24 protein-coding genes and 1 tRNA gene are annotated in these 21,938 nt (G+C 52.3%); 6 read left to right on the top strand and 19 right to left on the bottom strand.

Translation table 11 applies throughout. The features are described from left to right. Nucleotides 1–168 precede the first annotated feature (168 nt). From HV243_RS02610 to HV243_RS02600, 3 genes are all read right to left on the bottom strand, one after another. Nucleotides 169–255 (bottom strand) — tRNA-Leu (locus HV243_RS02610). Nucleotides 256–264: 9 nt separating this feature from the next. Next, nucleotides 265–597 carry a preprotein translocase subunit SecG gene (gene secG / locus HV243_RS02605; protein WP_003025000.1) on the bottom strand — a complete coding sequence of 111 codons (333 nt, stop codon included), beginning with the start codon at nt 595–597 and terminating at the stop codon, nt 265–267. Nucleotides 598–764: 167 nt separating this feature from the next. Then, nucleotides 765–1,658, bottom strand: a complete 894-nt coding sequence (locus tag HV243_RS02600; RefSeq protein WP_046275528.1) for a LysR family transcriptional regulator — start codon at nt 1,656–1,658, stop codon at nt 765–767. 148 nt (nt 1,659–1,806) lie between these two features. On the opposite strand from HV243_RS02600, the gene iadA reads away from it, so the two are divergent. Beyond that, the gene (iadA, locus tag HV243_RS02595; protein ID WP_053389270.1) at nt 1,807–2,940 is read left to right on the top strand and encodes a beta-aspartyl-peptidase; all 1,134 of its coding nucleotides are present in this window, start codon (nt 1,807–1,809) and stop codon (nt 2,938–2,940) included. Nucleotides 2,941–2,950: 10 nt separating this feature from the next. Continuing rightward, a complete protein-coding gene (gene dcuC, locus HV243_RS02590; protein WP_053389269.1) occupies nt 2,951–4,417 on the top strand; it encodes a C4-dicarboxylate transporter DcuC in 1,467 nt (488 codons plus the stop codon). Between the two features lie 45 nt (nt 4,418–4,462). Here the strand turns inward: dcuC and glmM are convergent, their stop codons facing one another. The 4 genes from glmM to rlmE all read right to left on the bottom strand — a co-directional run bounded on the left by glmM (nt 4,463) and on the right by rlmE (nt 9,403). Next, nucleotides 4,463–5,800 (bottom strand): phosphoglucosamine mutase, encoded by a 1,338-nt coding sequence (glmM, locus tag HV243_RS02585; protein WP_016157569.1) that lies wholly within the window; start codon nt 5,798–5,800, stop codon nt 4,463–4,465. Continuing rightward, nucleotides 5,793–6,641 carry a dihydropteroate synthase gene (folP, locus tag HV243_RS02580; protein WP_016154672.1) on the bottom strand — a complete coding sequence of 283 codons (849 nt, stop codon included), beginning with the start codon at nt 6,639–6,641 and terminating at the stop codon, nt 5,793–5,795. Before folP ends, glmM begins: the two co-directional genes overlap by 8 nt. A gap of 98 nt (nt 6,642–6,739) precedes the next feature. Further along, a complete protein-coding gene (ftsH, locus tag HV243_RS02575; RefSeq protein ID WP_019077783.1) occupies nt 6,740–8,674 on the bottom strand; it encodes an ATP-dependent zinc metalloprotease FtsH in 1,935 nt (644 codons plus the stop codon). A gap of 99 nt (nt 8,675–8,773) precedes the next feature. Beyond that, entirely contained in the window at nt 8,774–9,403 is a 630-nt protein-coding gene (gene rlmE, locus HV243_RS02570; RefSeq protein ID WP_003025015.1) for a 23S rRNA (uridine(2552)-2'-O)-methyltransferase RlmE, read from the bottom strand. Between the two features lie 125 nt (nt 9,404–9,528). Here rlmE and yhbY point away from each other — a divergent pair, with 125 nt between their 5' ends. Continuing rightward, nucleotides 9,529–9,822 carry a ribosome assembly RNA-binding protein YhbY gene (yhbY, locus tag HV243_RS02565; RefSeq protein ID WP_003025016.1) on the top strand — a complete coding sequence of 98 codons (294 nt, stop codon included), beginning with the start codon at nt 9,529–9,531 and terminating at the stop codon, nt 9,820–9,822. Nucleotides 9,823–9,975: 153 nt separating this feature from the next. On the opposite strand, the gene greA is transcribed toward yhbY, so the two are convergent. Then, a complete protein-coding gene (gene greA, locus HV243_RS02560) occupies nt 9,976–10,452 on the bottom strand; it encodes a transcription elongation factor GreA (RefSeq protein ID WP_016154674.1) in 477 nt (158 codons plus the stop codon). Between the two features lie 248 nt (nt 10,453–10,700). On the opposite strand from greA, the gene dacB reads away from it, so the two are divergent. Continuing rightward, nucleotides 10,701–12,134: a serine-type D-Ala-D-Ala carboxypeptidase gene (gene dacB, locus HV243_RS02555; RefSeq protein ID WP_053389268.1), complete on the top strand. Its 1,434-nt coding sequence runs from the start codon at nt 10,701–10,703 to the stop codon at nt 12,132–12,134. 95 nt (nt 12,135–12,229) lie between these two features. Here dacB and cgtA read toward each other — a convergent pair whose 3' ends face one another. From cgtA to rplU, 4 genes are all read right to left on the bottom strand, one after another. After that, nucleotides 12,230–13,402 carry an Obg family GTPase CgtA gene (gene cgtA / locus HV243_RS02550; protein WP_016154676.1) on the bottom strand — a complete coding sequence of 391 codons (1,173 nt, stop codon included), beginning with the start codon at nt 13,400–13,402 and terminating at the stop codon, nt 12,230–12,232. 15 nt (nt 13,403–13,417) lie between these two features. Further along, a complete protein-coding gene (locus HV243_RS02545) occupies nt 13,418–14,383 on the bottom strand; it encodes a DMT family transporter (protein WP_016154677.1) in 966 nt (321 codons plus the stop codon). Nucleotides 14,384–14,510: 127 nt separating this feature from the next. Then, nucleotides 14,511–14,768, bottom strand: a complete 258-nt coding sequence (rpmA, locus tag HV243_RS02540) for a 50S ribosomal protein L27 (RefSeq protein WP_003025030.1) — start codon at nt 14,766–14,768, stop codon at nt 14,511–14,513. Between the two features lie 19 nt (nt 14,769–14,787). After that, nucleotides 14,788–15,099 carry a 50S ribosomal protein L21 gene (gene rplU, locus HV243_RS02535; RefSeq protein WP_003025032.1) on the bottom strand — a complete coding sequence of 104 codons (312 nt, stop codon included), beginning with the start codon at nt 15,097–15,099 and terminating at the stop codon, nt 14,788–14,790. A 257-nt stretch (nt 15,100–15,356) separates the two neighbouring features. Here rplU and ispB point away from each other — a divergent pair, with 257 nt between their 5' ends. Together ispB and sfsB are read left to right on the top strand one after the other, a co-directional pair. Continuing rightward, nucleotides 15,357–16,328 (top strand): octaprenyl diphosphate synthase, encoded by a 972-nt coding sequence (ispB, locus tag HV243_RS02530; RefSeq protein WP_019077785.1) that lies wholly within the window; start codon nt 15,357–15,359, stop codon nt 16,326–16,328. A gap of 221 nt (nt 16,329–16,549) precedes the next feature. Then, complete coding sequence (sfsB, locus tag HV243_RS02525; RefSeq protein WP_016154679.1) at nt 16,550–16,834, top strand: DNA-binding transcriptional regulator SfsB; 285 nt, start codon at nt 16,550–16,552, stop codon at nt 16,832–16,834. A 59-nt stretch (nt 16,835–16,893) separates the two neighbouring features. Here sfsB and murA read toward each other — a convergent pair whose 3' ends face one another. The 7 genes from murA to mlaF form a co-directional block, all read right to left on the bottom strand. Then, nucleotides 16,894–18,153 carry a UDP-N-acetylglucosamine 1-carboxyvinyltransferase gene (gene murA, locus HV243_RS02520; RefSeq protein ID WP_003839949.1) on the bottom strand — a complete coding sequence of 420 codons (1,260 nt, stop codon included), beginning with the start codon at nt 18,151–18,153 and terminating at the stop codon, nt 16,894–16,896. Between the two features lie 53 nt (nt 18,154–18,206). Continuing rightward, the gene (gene ibaG, locus HV243_RS02515) at nt 18,207–18,461 is read right to left on the bottom strand and encodes a BolA family iron metabolism protein IbaG (protein WP_003025040.1); all 255 of its coding nucleotides are present in this window, start codon (nt 18,459–18,461) and stop codon (nt 18,207–18,209) included. 169 nt (nt 18,462–18,630) lie between these two features. Then, nucleotides 18,631–18,924, bottom strand: coding sequence for a lipid asymmetry maintenance protein MlaB (mlaB, locus tag HV243_RS02510; protein ID WP_016154680.1), 294 nt, complete (start codon nt 18,922–18,924; stop codon nt 18,631–18,633). Then, nucleotides 18,924–19,559, bottom strand: coding sequence for a phospholipid-binding protein MlaC (gene mlaC, locus HV243_RS02505; RefSeq protein ID WP_016154681.1), 636 nt, complete (start codon nt 19,557–19,559; stop codon nt 18,924–18,926). The genes mlaB and mlaC overlap by 1 nt, the downstream gene beginning before the upstream one ends. Before the next feature lie 18 nt (nt 19,560–19,577). Continuing rightward, on the bottom strand, nt 19,578–20,135 hold the full coding sequence (gene mlaD, locus HV243_RS02500; protein ID WP_016154682.1) for an outer membrane lipid asymmetry maintenance protein MlaD: 558 nt from the start codon (nt 20,133–20,135) through the stop codon (nt 19,578–19,580). 4 nt (nt 20,136–20,139) lie between these two features. After that, on the bottom strand, nt 20,140–20,922 hold the full coding sequence (gene mlaE, locus HV243_RS02495) for a lipid asymmetry maintenance ABC transporter permease subunit MlaE (RefSeq protein ID WP_003025053.1): 783 nt from the start codon (nt 20,920–20,922) through the stop codon (nt 20,140–20,142). A gap of 7 nt (nt 20,923–20,929) precedes the next feature. Next, on the bottom strand, nt 20,930–21,742 hold the full coding sequence (gene mlaF / locus HV243_RS02490; protein WP_016154683.1) for a phospholipid ABC transporter ATP-binding protein MlaF: 813 nt from the start codon (nt 21,740–21,742) through the stop codon (nt 20,930–20,932). Between the last annotated feature and the right edge of the window lie 196 nt (nt 21,743–21,938).

Below are 21,938 nucleotides of genomic sequence, written 5' to 3'. Positions count from 1 at the left end.
TTATGCGCAGAAAATAGGGATGTTCTGTGACCCTGAGGCCTGATAAGCCAGGCATCATCAGGTATTGTAATAGTCGGACGGCGTCCTAAATGTCTTATCCGACCTACAGAACTACCACAAATGACAGACGAAAAAAAAGACGCTTTGCAGCGTCTTTTTTTTGGAATTTGGTACCGAGGATGGGACTCGAACCCACAAGCCCGTTAGGGCACTACCACCTCAAGGTAGCGTGTCTACCAATTCCACCACCTCGGTACAGAATACTTAGCGTGGGATATCGCTGGTCGGCTGAGCCGGAGCAGCTGGCTGAGTTTGCTCGGTTTTCGCCGGTGCACTCAGATTTTCCCACTCACTTCCTTTATTGGTCTTATTGCTGTTCATGTTACCCAGCACCAGACTGATGATGAAGAACAAGGTTCCCAATACAGCTGTCATGCGGGTCATGAAGTTACCAGAACCACTTGAACCAAACAGAGTACCAGAAGCGCCTGCGCCAAAAGAGGCTCCCATATCAGCGCCTTTGCCTTGCTGCAGCATGATCAAGCCTACCAGGCCAATTGCCACAATAAGGAAAACTACTAAAAGAGCTTCGTGCATAATCAACCTGTTCCTTGCGGAGTTGCCGCGTACAATGCTTCGACCATTAAAGCGGGAATGTTTACTGTTTCCCACTGAAGCGGGTGTGAATACTAACCAAAGCGAATAACCTTCGCAAGGGCAATTTGTTGGCATTGTATCAACTGCGGAAAAAATCGCCATATCAATCAAAAACGCAGCAACTTCTCCCAGCATCTCTGCATGACGGCGCGTTGATCGTCAAGATTCGCCCATACCACAACGGGGATTTCACAAATCAGGTCAGCGTTTTCTGGCCAGCAGTGAATAATTTGCTGGTTCACCAACTCTTCCGCCACCATCGATTCGGGTAACCATGCCATCCCCATATGCCGCAGCACCATTTCTCGTATCGTTTCGCTTAAACCACTCTCAAACACTTTTTTCAGACGTGGGCGGACGCGTTGTTCAGCTGGCTCAATAATGCGTCTGACAAAGGTGTAGTCGCTATAGCATAGCCATGGGATCGGCGCATGCGGATCGTGAAGCGCATTAGCCAACTGCGCAGAAATAACCGGTATAAATCGCTCATACCGCCATAGTGAACGTTTTAACCCTCCGGCAATCTCCAGCCCCGGCTGCGAAGACGGTAAATCGTAGGTCACCAGCAGATCGATTTGCCGATCTATCAAGGCGTTAAAGTGGTTGTCTATCCCCTGAATACTGGCATTAACCGTAAAATTTAACTGCGGTTCGCTCTGTCGCAGATAGTTGATCATATCCGGCAGGATATTCACCGACAGCGTATGCAGGCTAACCATCACCAGCGTATTGTCCGTTGCTGGCGTCATCGCCGATAGCTCGTGGCGCGCCTCTGTTAGTGTACTGAGGACGTGCCGGGCATAGGGTTCAAAGCGTTCACCATAGCGTGTCAGCGTAACGGGGGTCGTGGTCCGGTCAAACAACGGCACCCCTAACACCTCTTCCAGCGCCTTTATACGCCGACTGAGTGCGGGTTGAGTAATATGCCGCTGCGCCGCGGCCTGAGAGTAGTTTCCATGCTGACTCAATGCAAGAAAATCTTCCAGCCACTTACAATCCACGTTGAACTCTCCACCATGCCATAACCGCATCCTCCAATACCAAATCGGTAATAGTCATAGTTATAGTAATGGCTTTATGATGGGCATCATAACAACAATATTCCTTTTCACCTGCCGACTCTCACCCACGACGTTTGACAGGACCGATATGTTTACTTTATTGACCAATGCCCGTGTTTTTTCTCCCGAGGATTTAGGCCTCTGCTCCCTGCTCATTCATGCCGACCGAATTGTGGCGGTAGAAAAAGATCTTTCCCTGTTTGATGGCGTCGACGAGGTCATCGATTGTCATGGCAAATGGGTTATCCCAGGCATAATAGATCAACATGCCCATCTTACCGGTGGCGGTGGCGAGGCTGGATTTGCCAGCCGAACGCCAGCCGTCAAGCTACGCGATCTGATTCAGGCAGGTATTACCACGGTTGTCGGCGTGTTAGGTACCGATGCCATTTCTCGTTCGCCCAAAGACCTCTACGCCAAAATGCAGTCTCTCAACCTTGAGGGATTACGCGCATTTATGCATACGGGAGCCTACGCGGTACCCAGCCCAACTATTACGCGATCCATCCGCGATGACATGACCTTTATTCCAGCGATTCTTGGCGTCAAAATCGCCCTCGCCGATCACCGTGGTTCTTACCCCTCTTTCCAGGAATTGCTGAGAATAGTAAGTGATATCCGCGTGGCTTCCCTGCTGGCAGGCAAAAAAGGGTTACTGCATGTACATCTTGGGAATCTGCCGGAAGGGATGTCACAGCTTATTGAGCTGTGTGATGCAGGCATTCCGATTCACCACATTTCACCGACCCATGTTGCGAGAACAGCGCCCTTGTTCGAACAGGCGATTGCGTTCGCTCATCGTGGCGGCCATATCGACGTTACGTCTGGCGGTAGTCGCTTTATGCCTCAGGAGCAGGCAATCCTCCACGCTCTGGAGGCCCAGGTTCCAGCCGATCGCATCACGATCAGCTCTGATGGTAATGGCAGCGTTCCGCGCTTTAACGCCCAGGGTATTGTGGAAGGCTTAAGCGCGGCACCGGTCGCAGGTAACCTTAATCTTCTTCCTCGTCTGATTGATGTGGGGATCCCAGTGCCACAAGCGATCGCGATGTTGACGGCAAACGTTGCGCGCTCGCTGGGTATTTCCGGCGGCGTGCTCTGCGCCGGGGAACGTGCCGATATCTGTGTACTCAATGATGACCTCTCGCTGGCCCATCTGTTCGCTGCGGGTAAGCCGTTGCTGCGGGATGGCGAGTGCCTGGTTACTGGCAACTTCGAGTAAGGGGGCAAGAATGTCATTATTACTGGCGCTAATTGCCATCATTTTTGCCGGACGTCTGATCCTCAAAAAATATCACCCCCAGTCAGTGTTGCTGTTGACCGGGATTGTGCTGCTGCTTATCGCGCATTTTAGCGGGATGACCACGCTCAGTGACCTGGTGAAAAAAAGCACCGGATTCGGCCCCTTTGATGCCTTCGAGTTTATTCGCGATACCCTGAGCGTGCGCCTCGGCGGCCTTGGGCTGCAAATTATGCTGATTGGTGGTTTCGCTACATATATGTCGGCCATTGGCGCAAGCCAGGTGCTGGTTCGGGTGACATCTCGCCCTTTGCAACGCCTGAACTCACCGTATCTGCTGTTGGGGCTGGCGCTGTTGCTGGGTCAATTCCTGTCGCTGTTTATCAGCAGCGCCACCGGGCTGGGTCTGCTGTTGATGGCGACGCTCTACCCTCTGCTGACCCGTCTTGGCTGTAGCCGCGCTGCCGTTGCCGCCGTTATCGCCAGTACCTGTGCGGTTGAATTTGGTCCAGGTTCCGGCAACTCGGTTCTCGCCGCCAAAACCGCAGGCATCGAGGTGGTGAACTATTTCGTGCAGGATCAGTTGCCGATCGTCGTCCCCGTTATTCTGTTCATCGCCCTGTTACATATTGTTGTGCAACGCTTTTTCGACCATCGGGAAAGCAGTGACGGTGTGGCTCAGCAGATGCAGACATTAACGTCGACCGATGAAACTGAAGCACCGATCGCCTGGCTTTTTCTGCCCATGCTACCTCTGGTGTTGATGCTGGTGTGCAGTGATTTAGTATTCAGTTCGCTCAAAACTACGCTGGATACCGCCGTACTGATAAGCCTCGCCATTACCCTGGTTTGTGAGTATTGCCGTCATCGTAAGGCGCGCGAGGTGATGGCAGGCGTACAAAAAGTCTTTGACAGCATGGGCAGCGTTTTTGCCACCGTCGTCACGCTGATTATCGCCGGTGAAGTCTTTTCAGCCGGACTGAAAGCTATTGGCGCCGTCGATGCGCTGCTGTCGCTTTCCGGTGAATTTGGCCTCAGCGCCGCCTCTATTATCCTGCTGATGACCCTTATCACCTTTGCAATTTCAGCGCTAATGGGCTCCGGAAATGCGGCGTTTTTCTCCTTCGCCCCAATGGTACCGGACATCAGCCGTCATATCGGTAGCGATATCGCAGTCATGATGTTGCCTATCCAGATATCGGCGGGTATTGGTCGTACGTTATCCCCCATTGCCGGCGTCATCATTGCTATCGCGGGAATTGCAGGCGTCTCACCTGTGGACATTGTTAAGCGCACCGCGATTCCGATGCTGGGCGGTTGGTTACTGATGATTGCGCTGACCTTTGCCCGGTCAGGGCATTTGCTGGCGGTTCTGCCGTGGCTGGCAGTCCTTGTAATATTAATGATCGGTGGTTACTTCTGGCAGCGCCGACATAAACAGTCGCTTCCCGTACAGTAAAAAAAAACCGGAGTCCCAGACTCCGGTTTTCACTGTCTTTAGTGATTACACCGCTTTGACGGCATCGGCAATACGGTGAGCGAATTCAGTCACCTGCGCTTCATCTTCACCTTCAACCATCACGCGAATTAACGGTTCAGTACCTGACTTACGCAGCAGAACACGTCCGCGATTGCCCAGTGCAGCTTCAACTTCAGCCATCACCGCTTTCACGTTTTCATGTTCCAGCGGATCGCCGCTACCTGCGGTGTAACGTACGTTAACCAGCAGTTGCGGGAACATTTTCATGCCGCTGCACAGATCGTGCAAACTCATATGGTTGCGCACCATCGCCGCCAGTACCTGCAGGCCCGCCACGATACCGTCACCGGTGGTGGTTTTGTCCAGCAGGATCACATGGCCTGAGTTTTCAGCACCGATACGCCAGCCTTTTTCCTGCATTTTTTCCAGTACGTAGCGGTCGCCGACTTTCGCACGGGCAAACGGAATACCCAGCTGTTTCAGCGCCAGCTCGAGGCCCATATTGCTCATCAGCGTACCTACCGCACCACCGCGCAGTTGCCCCTGACGCAGGGCTTCACGGGCAATGATGTACATGATCTGATCGCCATCGACCTTATTGCCTTCGTGGTCAACCATAATGACACGGTCGCCGTCACCATCCAGCGCAATACCCAGATCGGCTTTTTCCGCCATCACGCGCGCCTGCAGGGCACGAACGTCGGTAGCGCCGACTTCTTCATTGATATTCACACCGTTTGGCTCACAGCCAATAGCAATCACGTTTGCGCCCAGCTCACGCAGTACATTTGGCGCAATGTGGTACGTCGCACCATTAGCGCAATCCACCACAATTTTAAGCTCACTCAGACTCAATTCATTCGGGAAGGTGCCTTTGCAAAACTCGATATAACGACCGGCAGCATCAACGATGCGGGTAGCTTTACCCAGTTCAGCCGAGTCCACGCAGGTGATCGCTTTTTCCATTTCGGCTTCGATAGCTTCTTCAACCGCATCCGGCAGTTTGGTCCCATCGATGGAGAAGAATTTAATTCCGTTGTCATAGTACGGGTTGTGCGAAGCGGAGATAACAATCCCGGCTTCAGCACGGAAGGCGCGCGTCAGATATGCAACGGCAGGTGTTGGCATTGGGCCTGTGAAAGAAGCCGATAGTCCGGCGGCAGCCAGACCCGCTTCCAGTGCGGACTCCAGCATATAGCCAGAAATACGCGTATCTTTGCCGATAATAATTTTACGTGAACCATGACGTGCCAGCACTTTTCCTGCAGCCCAACCCAGTTTGAGTACAAAGTCAGGGGTAATTGGGGCGTCGCCTACGCGACCACGGATCCCATCGGTGCCAAAATATTTACGATTACTCATAGCGTTTATTTTCCTTTGCAGACAATGTGGCTTCCACCACACGCATCGCTTCTACGGTTTCTTTGACGTCATGGACACGAATGATATGCGCCCCTTGCATTGCGGCAATGACCGCACACGCAAGGCTACCGCTCAGGCGTTCGGATGGCCCCACATTCAGCAACTGGCCAACCATTGATTTTCGTGACATCCCAACCAGCAATGGCAGATTAAAATGATGAAACTCAGCCAAACGTGCCAGTAATGTGTAGTTGTGAGTAAGATTTTTACCGAATCCGAACCCGGGGTCGAGCAACAATTTATCTTTTGTGATTCCAGCCCGCTCGCAGCGTGCTATTTGTTCAACAAAGTAACGATTTACATCAGCAAAAACATCCTCGTACTTTGGTGCTTCCTGCATGGTTTTCGGCTGACCCTGCATATGCATCAGACAAACCGGTAATCCGGTTTCTGCTGCGGCTTCCAGCGCCCCAGGCTCCGAGAGTGAGCGAATGTCATTAATGATATGTGCGCCGACTCTGGCGCACTCGCGAATCACTTCTGCTTTTGAAGTATCGACCGAAATCCACACTTCAAAACGTTGAGCAATCGCCTCCACCACCGGGATCACTCGCTGCAACTCTTCTTCCACGCTCACATCGGCCGCGCCTGGACGTGTGGATTCACCACCCACATCAATGATAGTCGCCCCGGCGTTAATCATCAGGTTTGCGTGTTTTACCGCCTCAACCAGAGAGTTGTGCGCACCACCATCGGAAAAGGAATCTGGCGTGACGTTCAAAATCCCCATGACGTGCGGATGGCTGAGATCCAGTGAAGACCCCTGAGCAAAGAGTTTCATAGTTTTATCCCTGATAACATCTTGAATATACAAATAAGAAAAACCCCGGGGCAAGCCCCAGGGTTTTAAATTAGAACACGGTCATCATCAACGATAACTTATTTGTCGCCCAGTTGCTCTGACATGGTGCCAGAGTCCGGCGCACGCGGTTCATCAACCGGACGCGGCGCACTCGGCTTGCCGGTGCTGCCAGAGTTGTTGTTAGAAGAACCCGGTTCTTCCCAACCCGCTGGCGGACGTACCTCGCGGCGAGCCATCAGATCATCAATCTGCGGCGCATCGATGGTCTCATATTTCATGAGCGCATCTTTCATCGAGTGCAGAATGTCCATGTTTTCGTTCAGCAGACGACGCGCACGGTCATAGTTACGCTCAATCAGAAGTTTAACTTCCTGATCGATAATACGAGCCGTTTCATCGGACATATGTTTAGCTTTCGCCACAGAACGTCCAAGGAACACTTCGCCTTCTTCTTCAGCGTACAGCAACGGACCGAGTTTCTCGGAGAAGCCCCACTGAGTAACCATGTTACGCGCCAGGTTAGTCGCGACTTTAATGTCGTTCGACGCACCGGTAGAAACATGTTCAACACCGTAGATGATCTCTTCGGCCAGACGACCGCCGTACAGCGTGGAGATCTGACTTTCCAGTTTCTGACGGCTGGCGCTGATAGCGTCGCCTTCAGGCAGGAAGAAGGTCACACCCAGCGCACGACCGCGCGGGATAATCGTCACTTTGTGCACCGGATCGTGTTCCGGTACCAGGCGACCGATAATCGCGTGGCCTGCTTCGTGATACGCGGTAGATTCTTTCTGCGCTTCCGTCATCACCATGGAGCGACGTTCCGCCCCCATCATGATTTTGTCTTTCGCTTTCTCGAATTCAACCATCGATACAACACGCTTGTTGCCACGAGCCGCAAACAGCGCCGCTTCGTTGACCAGGTTCGCGAGATCTGCACCGGAGAAGCCAGGCGTACCACGTGCAATGATTGCCGCATCGATATCCGGAGACAGCGGTACGCGACGCATATGCACTTTCAGGATCTGTTCACGACCGCGGACATCCGGCAGACCAACCACAACCTGACGGTCGAAACGGCCTGGACGCAGCAGCGCAGGGTCAAGAACGTCCGGACGGTTAGTTGCCGCGATAACGATAATGCCTTCGTTACCTTCGAAGCCGTCCATCTCAACCAGCATCTGGTTCAGTGTCTGCTCACGTTCATCGTGACCACCGCCCAGACCTGCACCACGCTGGCGGCCTACGGCGTCGATTTCATCGATGAAGATGATGCACGGTGCCGCTTTCTTGGCTTGTTCGAACATGTCACGCACACGAGATGCACCGACACCCACGAACATTTCCACGAAATCAGAACCGGAAATGGTGAAGAAAGGAACCTTCGCTTCACCTGCGATAGCTTTCGCCAGCAGGGTTTTACCCGTACCCGGAGGACCGACCATCAGGACGCCTTTCGGGATTTTACCGCCCAGCTTCTGGAAACGGCTCGGTTCGCGCAGATACTCAACCAGCTCAGCAACTTCTTCTTTTGCTTCGTCGCAACCAGCAACGTCTGCAAAAGTCGTTTTGATCTGATCTTCCGTCAGCATGCGCGCTTTGCTCTTACCGAACGACATGGCACCTTTGCCACCACCGCCCTGCATTTGACGCATGAAGAAGATCCAGACACCAATCAGCAGCAGCATTGGGAACCAGGAAATGAAGATAGAAGCCAGCAGGCTCGGCTCTTCAGGCGGTTCACCAACAACCTTGACGTTTTTGGTCAGCAGGTTATCAAGCAGCTTCGGATCGTTAACCGGAATGTAGGTCGTGTAACGGTTACTATCTTTCTTGGTAACGTTAATCTCACGTCCGTTGATCTTCGCTTCACGAACCTGGTCCTGATTGACCTCTTGCAGGAAGGTAGAGTAATCAACCTTACGGCCATTAGACTCGCTGGGCCCAAAGCTCTGGAATACTGACATCAGCACAACGGCAATGACCAGCCAGAGAATTAGGTTTTTCGCCATGTCACTCAAGGGATTAACCTCATATTACAACTGTGTTAAAAACAGCGTCAGGATACTCTATATCCAGTTTCTTTCAAACTTTCGTTTGAAATCTACCGGTTATGGTTTACGCCCGGTCGCTACAATATACACTTCACGCGAACGGGCGCGAGAAGAGTCCGGCTTACGAACTTTGACCTTCGTAAACAGGGAGCGAATCTCTCTTAGATACTCATCGAAGCCTTCGCCCTGGAACACCTTCACTACAAAACTACCACCTGGCGCTAATACATCACGAGCCATTCCAAGCGCCAGCTCTACCAGATACATGGCCCGGGGAATATCCACCGCCGGTGTTCCACACATATTTGGCGCCATATCAGACATGACAACTTGTACTTTACTGTCACCTACGCGTTCAAGTAACGCTTTCAGGACTAATTCATCACGAAAGTCGCCCTGAAGGAAGTCCACACCAACGATTGGATCCATAGGTAAAAGATCGCAAGCGATAATGCGGCCAGTGTTGCCGATCTGCGTAACCGCATATTGCGACCAGCCACCGGGTGCAGCACCGAGATCAACAATCGTCATCCCCGGTTTAAAAATTTTGTCACTTTGCTGTATTTCATCAAGTTTAAACCAGGCACGGGAACGTAACCCCTTTTTCTGCGCCTGCTGAACATATTTATCGCTAAAGTGTTCCTGAAGCCAGCGACTCGAGCTGGCAGAACGCTTTTTACCTGTCATTTCACATTCCCAAAGGGCAGTTCATCGTAACCAATGGTGTAAATTTCTACACAGCTATTTGGCGATATATGGGAGATGGCGGTAGAATGACCCGTTTTCAATCCCAACGTAAGCAAAAATATACGATGAATCTGAGTACTAAACAAAAACAGCACCTGAAAGGTCTGGCACATCCGCTCAAGCCTGTAGTTATGCTTGGCAACAATGGTTTGACCGAAGGGGTACTGGCCGAGATTGAACAAGCGTTAGAGCACCATGAACTTATCAAGGTGAAAATCGCCTCGGAAGATCGCGATACTAAAACCTTGATCGTGGAAGCTATCGTACGCGAAACCGGCGCCTGCAATGTACAGGTCATCGGTAAAACGCTGGTACTGTATCGCCCGACTAAAGAACGTAAAATCTCGCTGCCACGCTAAGAATATCCCAAAGTTGCACACGAAGTTTGTGTAAAACGCGGGATTTTCCGCTAGCAGGAGAGCAAAATGCCACGCTCTCTTCGTTGATAAAAGGCCGCTAAGCGGCCTTTTTCCTTTCTTTACAATGTATCAACATCTTAACCAAGATGCGAATTACAGGTATTCTACCTTCGTTACTTCATATTCAACTTCACCGCCCGGCGTTTTAATAACCACCACGTCATCCTGCTCTTTACCGATCAGGCCACGAGCAATAGGCGAGTTCACCGAAATCAGGTTCTGTTTAAAATCGGCTTCATCATCGCCGACAATACGCCAGGTCTGCTCTTCGTCGTTATCGAGATTCAGCACGGTAACCGTTGCGCCGAAAACTACACGACCATTGTTCGGCATTTTTGTGACGTCGATAACCTGCGCGTTGGACAGTTTAGCTTCGATATCTTTAATGCGCCCTTCGCAGAAACCCTGCTGTTCGCGCGCCGCGTGATACTCTGCATTTTCTTTCAGGTCGCCATGCTCGCGCGCATCTGCGATAGCGGCAATGATTTCAGGACGGCGCACCGATTTCAGAAAATCCAGTTCTTCGCGCAGTTTTTCAGCACCACGTAAGGTCATTGGGATAGCTTGCATTTGTTATACCTCTTGAACATTCCTGTAGGGGGCGGCTGCTCTCACCCCGGCTGCTAAGCCCACTCTGGCATACGCCATGCCAGAGTCAGAAGCAAAAAAATACCGACCCGGGGCTCAGGGTCCCAGGTCAGCTACAATTCTCTATTTGATGATCATTTTACCCTGGAGTTCCCTATGGGTCATCGTTTACTTTTTGGGGCGTTGCGCCGTAGTATGACGGCCTGTTTCCAGGTTGTTAGCGCGAGATTATGCGATTTTCCAGATTTACCATTGGATTGACTGCCAGTATAGCGTTCAGCGTTCAGGCTGCGAACGTCGACGAGTATATCAATCAGCTCCCTGCCGGGGCCAACCTCGCCCTTATGGTACAGAAGGTTGGCGCACCTGCTCCTGCTATTGATTACCATAGCCAGCAGATGGCTCTGCCGGCCAGTACCCAGAAAGTGATCACCGCGCTGGCGGCATTGATTCAGCTCGGGCCTGACTTTCGTTTTACCACCACGCTTGAGACTAAAGGCAACGTGGAAGGCGGCGTTTTGAAAGGTGACTTAGTGGCGCGATTTGGTGCCGATCCGACGCTAAAACGTCAGGATATTCGCAATATGGTGGCAACCCTGAAAAAATCAGGCGTGACGCAAATTGCCGGAAATGTCATGATCGACACCTCCATTTTCGCCAGCCATGATAAAGCGCCTGGCTGGCCCTGGAACGACATGACGCAGTGTTTTAGCGCACCGCCCGCGGCGGCTATTGTCGATCGTAACTGTTTCTCGGTTTCACTCTATAGCGCGCAAAAACCTAACGATCTCGCCTTTATCCGCGTGGCATCTTACTACCCGGTCACCATGTTCAGTCAGGTGCGTACTCTCGCTCGTGGCTCTGCCGAAGCGCAATATTGTGAACTGGACGTGGTTCCAGGCGATCTCAACCGCTTTACGTTGACCGGATGCCTGCCCCAACGAGCCGATCCGCTGCCGCTGGCATTCGCTATTCAGGACGGCGCCAGCTATGCCGGGGCGATTGTCAAAGATGAGCTAAAACAAGCCGGTATCACTTACAGCGGGACTCTGCTGCGCCAGACGCTGGTCAACGAGCCGGGGACCGTGGTAGCCAGTAAGCAGTCGGCGCCGCTGCACGACCTGCTTAAGATTATGCTGAAAAAATCGGACAACATGATTGCTGATACCGTTTTCCGTATGATTGGCCATGCACGATTTAACGTGCCTGGCACCTGGAGAGCAGGTTCTGATGCCGTACGCCAGATTCTGCGTCAGCAAGCGGGTATTGATATCGGCAACACCATTATTGCCGACGGTTCTGGTCTCTCGCGCCATAACCTGATTGCCCCAGCGACCATGATGCAGGTGCTGCAATATATCGCTCAGCACGATAACGAGCTGAACTTTATCACCATGCTACCGCTGGCAGGCCATGACGGCTCTTTGCAATACCGTGCGGGTCTGCATCAGGCTGGCGTAGATGGCAAAGTATCGGCGAAGACAGGCTCACTGCAGGGGGTCTATAACCTGGCAGGCTTCATCACCACGGCAAGCGGTCAGCGCATGGCATTTGTGCAGTATCTGTCTGGTTATGCGGTAGAGCCAGCTGATCAGCGTAATCGCCGTATTCCACTGGTCCGCTTCGAGAGCCGGTTATACAAGGATATTTATCAGAATAACTGAGTATGTTTGCCGGATGGCAGCGCTAACGCACCTAATCCGGCCTTCTGAAACCTGGAAACAAAACCCCGGCAACATGGCCGGGGTTTTTAATGTGATTAACGCTTGTAGATGAACTCAACGCCTTCTTCGTCGTCTTCGTCCCAATCGTCATCCCAGTCATCTTCTGCTTCGTCTTCGACTTCAGCGAGTTGCTGGCGGTGATAATCATCCCACATGAACTCGACTTTCTCTGGCTGTTTCGCTTCTTCAGCCTGAACAATCGGGTTCTCGATGATAAAGGTCATCACATCCCAGCAGAGATCCTTCACGCCCAACTGGCTGGCGGCGGAGATCAGGTAATATTTACCTTCCCAGCCTAACGCTTCGGCGATCGCTTTCGCTTTCTCTTCCGCTTCAGCCTTGTCCAGCAAATCAATTTTGTTGAACACTAACCAACGCGGTTTAGACGCCAGATCCTGGCTGTATTTCTCAAGCTCGCCAATAATGATACGGGCATTTTCAACCGGATCGGAACCGTCAATCGGATCGATATCAATGAGGTGTAGCAGTACGCGGCAGCGTTCCAGGTGTTTCAGGAAGCGGATACCCAAGCCTGCGCCTTCAGCCGCGCCTTCAATCAGACCCGGAATGTCGGCAACCACGAAGCTCTTTTCGTTGTCCATACGCACCACACCCAGGCTCGGAACCAGAGTGGTGAACGGATAGTCAGCGACTTTCGGCTTCGCCGCGGACACCGCACGGATAAACGTCGATTTACCGGCGTTTGGCATGCCCAGCATCCCGACGTCCGCCAGCAGCATCAGCTCCAGCATCAGATCGCGTTTATCGCCCGGTGTACCCATCGTTTTCTGACGCGGAGTACGGTTGACCGAGGATTTGAAACGGGTGTTGCCCAGACCGTGCCAGCCGCCTTTAGCGACCATCAGACGCTGACCGTGTTTGGTCATGTCGCCCATGGTTTCGCCCGTGCCCTGATCGATAACACGCGTACCTACAGGCACTTTAATCGTGACATCTTTACCACGCTTGCCGGTGCAATCACGGCTCGCGCCATTCTGTCCACGTTCCGCGCGGAATGATTTTTCAAAACGGTAATCGATCAGCGTGTTAAGGTTTTCGTCGGCTTCCAGCCAAACGTCACCACCATCACCACCGTCTCCACCGTCCGGACCGCCTTTTGGGATGTACTTTTCGCGGCGGAAGCTGACGCAACCATTACCGCCATCACCTGCAACGACCAGAATCGATGCTTCATCAACAAACTTCATTTTACTCTCCGTAAATCATTCGCCTGAGCGGGGCTGCGAAACCACCGTTTCATGCTTACGTAAACCGCCCCAAATTCGATGACCAATGGCGGAATACATCGCGCCCGCAACCACGATAAACGCACCGAGATAACCTAATAGGTTTAGCATCGGTCTGGCGAAGAAATCGGGCCAGGCCAGTGATAATAAATCTGAAAATAACAACGTAAACAGCGGAGTGAGCGTAATAATGGCGCTCACCTGTGCCGCCTGCCAACGCGCCATCGCTTCCGCGAGAGCACCGTATCCTACCAGCGTATTCAGGCCGCAGAATACAAGGCATGCCAGCTGCCAGTCACTGAGCTGCGTGATGACACCGGGTTTAGCCAACGGCAACAACGCAATCGTACATAAAGTGTACAGTAAAAACAGGATCTGCGGTGATGCCAGGCGGCGCAATAACACCTTTTGCGCGACCCCATAGCTCACCCAGACCATCGCCGCACCAACACCAAAGATAACGCCCCAGGTGTAATCGGTGAGACGGGTAAAAATTTCGATCAGACTGGTATTAAAAAACAGAACCAGGCCGCTCAGAAGCATAATGGCGCCAATCACCTGCGTACCGCGCATCTTTTCTTTTAGGATAAAGACGCTGGCAATCATCATACCAACCGGTGACAGCTGACCGATAACCTGCGAAGCCGTTGGGCTCAAATATTGCAAGGATGAACTAAACAGAATGAAGTTACCGAACAACCCACCGGTAGCGATAGCCAACAGGATCAGCCAACGCGCTTTGCGAAAAATACGCAACGGAGGGAGCTTTTTTTTAACCGCAAGAATAGCGCCAAGGCCAATGCTTGCCATTAAAAAACGGTAGAACACCACGGTAGGAGGCTCCATCACCTCCAGCACTTGCTTCATCGCTATTGGCAAAGCGCCCCAACATACTGCCGTTGTGAGTGCTAACAGAATACCAATACCTGCCTGCTGCTTCATGCCGTATTCCCTGCAAGGGCTCGTTTCCGGGTTATCACGGCGCGACGAGCGTATTTACCGGCCGTCGAATGTAAAAAGCCCCGCAACGTGTTGCGGGGCTTTTATCCGTTACCGGGACGCGAAAAACTTATTCAGCAACGATGCTGATGAATTTACGGTTTTTCGGGCCTTTCACTTCAAATTTCACTTTACCGTCTGCTTTAGCAAACAGAGTGTGGTCTTTGCCGCAACCAACGTTGGAGCCAGCGTGGAATTTAGTACCACGTTGACGAACGATGATGCTACCAGCCAGAACTGTTTCACCGCCGAAGCGTTTTACGCCCAGACGTTTAGCTTCTGAATCGCGACCGTTACGAGTCGAGCCGCCAGCCTTTTTATGTGCCATTTAATCTGCTCCCCTTAACTTAAGCGCTGATGCCAGTGATTTTTACATCAGTGAACCACTGACGATGGCCCTGCTGCTTACGGTAGTGTTTACGACGACGAAACTTAACAATTTTAACTTTCTCGCCACGACCGTGAGCAACAACTTCAGCTTTGATAACGCCGCCATCAACGAAAGGAACGCCGATTTTGACTTCTTCACCGTTTGCGATCATCAGAACTTCTGCGAATTCAACAGATTCGCCAGTTGCGATGTCCAGCTTTTCCAGGCGAACGGTCTGACCTTCGCTTACTCGGTGTTGTTTACCACCACTTTGGAAAACCGCGTACATAAAAAACTCCGCTTCCGCGCACACCTTTTTGATGATTCAGAGTGCGCTATAAATATTCACAATAGGGCGCGAATATTACGCAAAACGCGAGCCTTTGACAAGTGCTACGTCAATACATGAAGAAAAAAAACACAACATGTACGGTAACGTTTATCTATGGCGTTTTTTCAGTACAATCAGCATATATTTATAACCCTAAACCCGACGTTACCTTCCGATACAGTGAGGTAATCGGGGCGAGAAGCCCGGCTTTTGCGATGAATTTAGAAAAAATCAATGAGTTAACCGCGCAAGATATGGCGGGGGTCAATGCGACAATCCTTGAACAGCTCAATTCCGACGTGCAGCTGATCAATCAACTGGGGTACTACATCGTTAGCGGCGGCGGAAAACGCATTCGCCCAATGATCGCCGTACTCGCCGCGCGTGCAGTTGGCTACCAGGAAAATGCGCACGTTACGATTGCAGCCCTCATCGAGTTTATCCACACCGCGACCCTGTTGCACGACGATGTTGTGGATGAGTCCGACATGCGCCGCGGAAAAGCCACGGCGAATGCGGCGTTTGGCAATGCGGCCAGCGTGCTGGTCGGCGATTTTATCTATACCCGCGCTTTTCAGATGATGACCAGCCTCGGTTCGCTGAAAGTGCTGGAAGTCATGTCGAAAGCGGTCAACGTTATCGCCGAAGGTGAAGTCTTGCAGTTGATGAACGTCAACGACCCGGACATCACTGAAGAAAACTATATGCGCGTTATCTACAGTAAGACCGCGCGTTTGTTTGAAGCGGCTGCCCAATGCTCTGGCATTCTGGCTGGTTGCAGCGAAGAACAAGAGAAAGGGTTGCAGGATTATGGCCGTTATCTCGGTACTGCTTTCCAGTTAATTGACGATTTGCTGGATTACAACGCGGATGGTGAGCAACTGGGTAAAAACGTCGGTGATGACCTCAACGAGGGTAAACCAACGCTGCCGCTGCTGCATGCCATGCGCCACGGCACCCCTGAACAAGCACAAATGATCCGCCAGGCTATTGAGCAGGGTAATGGCCGTCACCTTCTGGAGCCTGTTCTGGAAGCGATGAACGCCTGTGGTTCCCTGGAGTGGACTCGCCAACGTGCAGAAGAAGAGGCTGATAAGGCCATCGCTGCGCTGCAGGTACTGCCTGATACGCCGTGGAGAGAAGCGCTGATTGGTCTGGCGCATATCGCCGTACAGCGCGACCGTTAATACCCTGCGGCATCTTTCATCATCCCGTGCCCTGCACGGGATGATTTTATAAATTCCAATAAACACGTCCCCCTCTCCAGCAACCTTCGCATAAATTTGGCATATTCTGAATATACTCACACTTTACATGAACATTTTAGAACATTCTTTCTCCGGGCGTTATAGTGTCTCCACAACCGATCGTGGAACCATAAGTCGATAACCAAAGGAGAGATGAGTTTATGGAAAACAAGCTGATTGACTGGCATCCGGCCGATATCATCGCCGGACTGCGCAAGAAAGGGACCTCAATGGCCGCTGAATCACGTAAAAATGGATTAAGCTCATCAACGCTGGCCAATGCGTTAACACGCCCATGGCCAAAAGGTGAGTTGATTATCGCCCGATCGTTGGGAACCGACCCGTGGGTGATTTGGCCGTCACGCTATCACGATGCAAAAACACATGAGTTTATCGACAGAACGCGGATGATGAGGGGACGCAAAGAGAAACAGAATCCTGAATGAACACTGATGAGTAGTAACCCCCGGTTCACAGAACTGGGGGTTACAAGAGACGTAGACGATTACTCGCCTTTCACGCGCTCAATGTTTGCACCCAGCGCGCGCAGTTTATCTTCGATGCGCTCATAGCCGCGATCGATGTGATAAATACGATCGACTACCGTCGTACCTTCAGCAATACACCCTGCCAGCACGAGGCTTGCAGATGCGCGCAGATCGGTCGCCATAACCTGTGCGCCGGAGAGCGTTTCCACGCCGTGGCAAATCACGGTATTGCTTTCGATTTCTGCGTGAGCGCCCATACGGCTCAGCTCAGGCACGTGCATAAAGCGGTTCTCAAACACGGTTTCCGTGATGAAACCCGTCCCTTCTGCCACCAGGTTCAGCAACGTGAACTGGGCCTGCATATCGGTAGGGAACGCCGGGTGCGGTGCCGTGCGCACATTGACCGCTTTCGGACGTTTACCGTGCATGTCCAGGCTGATCCAGTCGTCACCGACTTCGATATCCGCTCCCGCATCACGCAGCTTCGCCAGAACGGCATCCAGCGTGTCAGGTTGTGCATTACGACAGATAATTTTGCCGCGAGAAATTGCCGCTGCGACCAGGAAAGTACCGGTTTCGATGCGGTCAGGCAGAACGCGATACACACCGCCGCCGAGGCGCTCAACGCCTTCGATGGTAATACGATCGGTACCCTGGCCTGTGATTTTTGCGCCCAGCGCAATCAGGAAGTTCGCGGTATCCACGATCTCCGGTTCACGCGCGGCGTTTTCGATGATGGTAGTGCCTTCGGCAAGCGTTGCTGCGCACATGATAGTGACCGTCGCGCCGACGCTCACTTTGTCCATGACGATATGCGCGCCTTTCAGGCGGCCATCAACGGACGCTTTCACATAGCCTTCTTCAAGCTTAATAGTCGCGCCTAACTGCTCCAGACCAGTAATGTGCAGGTCAACCGGACGCGCGCCGATGGTGCAGCCGCCCGGCAGTGAAACCTGGCCCTGGCCAAAGCGGGCAACCAGTGGCCCAAGCGCCCAGATGGATGCACGCATGGTTTTGACCAGATCGTACGGCGCACAGAAGACGTTCACGTCACGCGCATCAATGTGCACAGAACCATTACGCTCAACTTTCGCCCCCAACTGGCTCAGCAGCTTCATTGAGGTGTCAACATCCTTCAGTTTCGGGACGTTCTGGATCTCTACAGGTTCTTCAGCCAGCAGCGCCGCAAACAGGATCGGCAGCGCGGCGTTTTTAGCGCCTGAAATTGTGACTTCGCCCTGGAGCTTGGTTGGCCCCTGAACACGAAATTTATCCATTATTCTGTTCTCTGTTAAGAATTTATCTTCGCTACCGGCATATCACCCGTAGCTCAAAAACCGTTAAGTTTGCGATCGCGCGCCCATTCCGCTGGAGTAAACGCCTTAATCGACACGGCATGAATGCGGTTGTCCGCAATGTACTCCATCAACGGGCCATAGACCGATTGCTGTTTCTTGACCCGGCTCATGCCTTCAAACATCTCACCCACGGCAATAACCTGAAAGTGACTGCCGTCGCCAGAAACGTGGACTTCCTGGAGGGAGAGTGCATTCATCAGCACGCTCTGAATTTCATTATTTTCCATGGGCTCTTCATTCGTCAGATAGTGAAAACAGCCCAACATCTTAGAGCAAAGTGGCGCTGTCATAAATAAGCAAAAAGCCCCGCTGATAAATCAGACAAGGCTTTAGTGGCAGATCCCCCACAGAGGATTTGCCGGATGGCGGCACAAGACCTTATCCGGCTTACAAAAATTAACGCGGAAGAACGTCGTCAGGCAAATTGTAAAGCTGCGCCAGCGTGTACACTTTATCGTTAACGCCAGCGAGCGAAACGCTGTTCCCCTGCTGCTTGCCCTCATTAATCAGGTGCAGCAGTAATGCCAGACCACCGGTATCCACCCGGGAAATCTGGTTCAGGTCGATGCAGGATACCCCTTTCATCGCCTCAACTCGCGCATCCCATAATGGGTTTAACACGTCCTGATCCAGCTCTCCCACCAGCACCAGCTTGTCGCCTTCACGCATCCAGGTGAGTGACTGCGTCATTATTTTTTCTCTTCCAGCGTGATTTTCTGCTGAGAAATAGATTTCAGCTGTGCCGTCAGGCCATCAATACCTTTCGTACGCAGCAGGTCGCTCCACTCATTCTGTTTGGTGGTGATCATACTTACGCCTTCAGCAATCATGTCATACGCCTGCCAGTTACCCGTCTGGGAATTTTTACGCCACTGGAAATCCAGACGTACCGGAGGACGACCGTTTGGATCGATGATGGTTACGCGGATAGGCACGATGGTCGCATCACCCAGCGGCTGCTCAGGGGCAATCTGATAGGTCTGGCCGTGGTACATCGCCAGCGCCTGACCGTAAGCCTGCTTCAGATATTCACGGAATGCGGCAAAATAGGCGTCACGCTGAGCCGGTGTCGCATCTTTGTAGTAGCGGCCCAGTACCAGTGCGCCTGCATACTTAACCTGCACGTAAGGCAGCAGTTCCTGATCGACCACCTGACGCAGGTAATCCGGGTTGGAACGGATTTTAGGTTGCTCGTTCTTCAGACGGTCAAACGTCTTCTGCGCCGCCTCATCCATCAGTTTGTACGGGTTCGTCTGGTCCGCTGCGGTTGCCGCGCTAAGTGGAGCAATCACCAGCATAGCCACCATCATCAATCGTTTAAACATACGTCGATTCTCCTGAGATTATTTCGTTGCGCCCGCAGGCGTAGTGGCTTCATTATTGCCTTCAGTTGCGGCTGGCGCATCGCCAGAATTCTTATTGTCATCACCTTTACTGTTGCTGTTGTAAAGGAACTGACCAATCATATCTTCCAGCACCATCGCAGATTTCGTGTCCTGAATCGTACCGCCATCTTTGAGGATAGACGTTCCCAGCTCAGGATCTTCAAAACCTACGTTCAATGCCAGATACTGTTCGCCCAACAGACCGGAAGTACGGATGCTCAGAGAACTGGTGTCAGGAATATGGTTAAAACGCGATTCAATTTCCAGCGTCACGCGCGGCAGGTACGTTTTCTGATCTAACGATATGTCCGATACGCGTCCTACCACGACCCCGCCAATCCGCACCGGAGAGCGCTCTCTCAGACCGCCGATATTATCAAAGGTCGCATAAATCGTATAAGTCGGTTCAGTACGCATTGAGGTGACGTTCGCCGCCTTCAGGCAGACAAACAGCGCGGCCAGCAGCGCAACCAGCAGGAATAACCCGACCCAAATTTCATTTTTTTTCGTTTGCATGAACTCAATTCCCAAACATCAGTGCGGTCAGCACAAAATCCAGCCCCAGAACGGCAAGAGAGGCGTGCACTACGGTGCGTGTCGTTGCCCGGCTAATCCCGGCAGAGGTCGGGATAGCATCATAACCATTGAACAATGCAATCCAGGTGACCGTAATGGCAAACACCACGCTCTTAATCAGGCAGTTGACCAGATCCAGACGCCAGTCGACGGCATTTTGCATAGCCGACCAGAAAAAGCCTGCATCAATACCTTTCCAGCTTACGCCAACCAACGACCCACCCCAGATCCCTACCGCGACAAATATAATCGTCAGCAGCGGCAATGAAATGACACCGGCCCAAAAACGCGGGGAGATCACTCGGCGCAGTGGATCGACGGCCATCATTTCCAGGCTGGAAAGCTGCTCGGTCGCCCGCATCAGGCCAATCTCTGCGGTTAAGGCCGATCCGGCCCGCCCGGCAAACAACAGCGCCGCAACCACCGGCCCCAGCTCACGTAGCAATGACAGCGCCACCAGCATACCGAGGCTGGTTTCCGCACTGTAGGTCGTCAGCACCAGGTATCCCTGCAACCCCAGCACCATGCCGATGAACACGCCAGAAACAATAATGATCAGCATCGATAAGACACCGACATTATAGAGCTGGCGTATCAGCAGCGGCGCATGTTTGCGAAACTCCGGCTTGCCGACAACTGCATTGAACAACATTAATCCGGCTCGCCCGAACGTCCTGAGGGTTTTTATTCCCCGATGTCCGAGTGATGCCAGCGCATTTAACAACATGGGTGGCTTAACTCCCTGTTTTGAGTAAATCGATGTGGTAGTCGCCCGCCGGGTAACGGAACGGAACCGGTCCATCGGCAATGCCATCGAGGAACTGACGCACACGCGGATCGGCATTTTCTTGCAGCGCCTGAGCACTACCGTAGGCCACTATTTTTTTGTCCGCCATAATATAGGCGTAATCCGCAATACTCAGCACTTCTGGCACATCATGGGAAACCACCACGCAGGTGACGCCCAGTGCGCTGTTCAGTTCAGAAATCAGCTTCACCAGCACGCCCATGGTGATGGGATCCTGGCCGACGAACGGCTCATCAAACATAATAAGGTCTGGCTCCAGCGCGATAGCACGTGCTAACGCGGCACGACGCGCCATCCCACCGGATAATTCAGAAGGCATTAATTTTGCCGCGCCCCGCAGGCCAACGGCCTCGAGCTTCATCATTACCGTGCTTTTCAGCAGCGGCGCAGGCAGCGTTGTATGCTCGCGCAACGGGTATGCAACGTTGTCAAACACATTCATATCAGTAAACAGCGCACCAGACTGGAATAGCATGCTCATGCGCTTACGCACGGTAAATAAACGCGAACGGGACATGGCCGGGACATTTTCGCCGTCAAACAGGATCTCGCCCTTATCGGGGGAGATTTGTCCGCCGATCAGACGCAACAGCGTCGTTTTGCCGATGCCTGATGGCCCCATGATCGCCGTCACCTTACCACGCGGCACCGTCAGGGAAATATTATCAAAGATGCAGCGGTCGCCTCGGGAAAAGCTGACATCGCGCATATCGATTAGATTCGCCACAGACTGACCCATTGATTCATCCTTTACTATTGCCTCGTTGATCGAAGAGTTTGGCGCTCAATTTAGCCCTGAACCCAACATATTTACAGATTATTACCTGTCCTGGTTAGCGAAAGCTGGCATTTGTTTTACTTTTTAGCCGCATAAAGTCAAAATTAAGAATTCGTGACGGCTTCCAGAAATCCTTCAAGTGGACCGGCGAGTATAC

It is taken from the genome of Citrobacter sp. RHBSTW-00599, assembly GCF_013784065.1.
Lineage (GTDB): Bacteria > Pseudomonadota > Gammaproteobacteria > Enterobacterales > Enterobacteriaceae > Citrobacter > Citrobacter braakii.
This window is presented reverse-complemented; position numbering and strand designations above follow the sequence as displayed.

Bases quoted from the DNA above. Each gene is read 5' to 3' on its own strand.
- mlaB (WP_016154680.1), bottom strand. From the start codon at position 18,924: ATGACGCAGTCACTCACCTGGATGCGTGAAGGCGACAAGCTGGTGCTG.
- cgtA (WP_016154676.1), bottom strand. From the start codon at position 13,402: ATGAAGTTTGTTGATGAAGCATCGATTCTGGTCGTTGCAGGTGATGGC.
- HV243_RS02545 (WP_016154677.1), bottom strand. From the start codon at position 14,383: ATGAAGCAGCAGGCAGGTATTGGTATTCTGTTAGCACTCACAACGGCA.
- rpmA (WP_003025030.1), bottom strand. From the start codon at position 14,768: ATGGCACATAAAAAGGCTGGCGGCTCGACTCGTAACGGTCGCGATTCA.
- rlmE (WP_003025015.1), bottom strand. From the start codon at position 9,403: ATGACAGGTAAAAAGCGTTCTGCCAGCTCGAGTCGCTGGCTTCAGGAA.
- mlaF (WP_016154683.1), bottom strand. From the start codon at position 21,742: ATGGGTCAGTCTGTGGCGAATCTAATCGATATGCGCGATGTCAGCTTT.
- glmM (WP_016157569.1), bottom strand. From the start codon at position 5,800: ATGAGTAATCGTAAATATTTTGGCACCGATGGGATCCGTGGTCGCGTA.
- dcuC (WP_053389269.1), top strand. From the start codon at position 2,951: ATGTCATTATTACTGGCGCTAATTGCCATCATTTTTGCCGGACGTCTG.
- mlaC (WP_016154681.1), bottom strand. From the start codon at position 19,559: ATGTTTAAACGATTGATGATGGTGGCTATGCTGGTGATTGCTCCACTT.
- ispB (WP_019077785.1), top strand. From the start codon at position 15,357: ATGAATTTAGAAAAAATCAATGAGTTAACCGCGCAAGATATGGCGGGG.
- ftsH (WP_019077783.1), bottom strand. From the start codon at position 8,674: ATGGCGAAAAACCTAATTCTCTGGCTGGTCATTGCCGTTGTGCTGATG.
- sfsB (WP_016154679.1), top strand. From the start codon at position 16,550: ATGGAAAACAAGCTGATTGACTGGCATCCGGCCGATATCATCGCCGGA.
- rplU (WP_003025032.1), bottom strand. From the start codon at position 15,099: ATGTACGCGGTTTTCCAAAGTGGTGGTAAACAACACCGAGTAAGCGAA.
- dacB (WP_053389268.1), top strand. From the start codon at position 10,701: ATGCGATTTTCCAGATTTACCATTGGATTGACTGCCAGTATAGCGTTC.
- folP (WP_016154672.1), bottom strand. From the start codon at position 6,641: ATGAAACTCTTTGCTCAGGGGTCTTCACTGGATCTCAGCCATCCGCAC.
- ibaG (WP_003025040.1), bottom strand. From the start codon at position 18,461: ATGGAAAATAATGAAATTCAGAGCGTGCTGATGAATGCACTCTCCCTC.
- murA (WP_003839949.1), bottom strand. From the start codon at position 18,153: ATGGATAAATTTCGTGTTCAGGGGCCAACCAAGCTCCAGGGCGAAGTC.
- greA (WP_016154674.1), bottom strand. From the start codon at position 10,452: ATGCAAGCTATCCCAATGACCTTACGTGGTGCTGAAAAACTGCGCGAA.
- secG (WP_003025000.1), bottom strand. From the start codon at position 597: ATGCACGAAGCTCTTTTAGTAGTTTTCCTTATTGTGGCAATTGGCCTG.
- yhbY (WP_003025016.1), top strand. From the start codon at position 9,529: ATGAATCTGAGTACTAAACAAAAACAGCACCTGAAAGGTCTGGCACAT.
- iadA (WP_053389270.1), top strand. From the start codon at position 1,807: ATGTTTACTTTATTGACCAATGCCCGTGTTTTTTCTCCCGAGGATTTA.
- mlaD (WP_016154682.1), bottom strand. From the start codon at position 20,135: ATGCAAACGAAAAAAAATGAAATTTGGGTCGGGTTATTCCTGCTGGTT.
- mlaE (WP_003025053.1), bottom strand. From the start codon at position 20,922: ATGTTGTTAAATGCGCTGGCATCACTCGGACATCGGGGAATAAAAACC.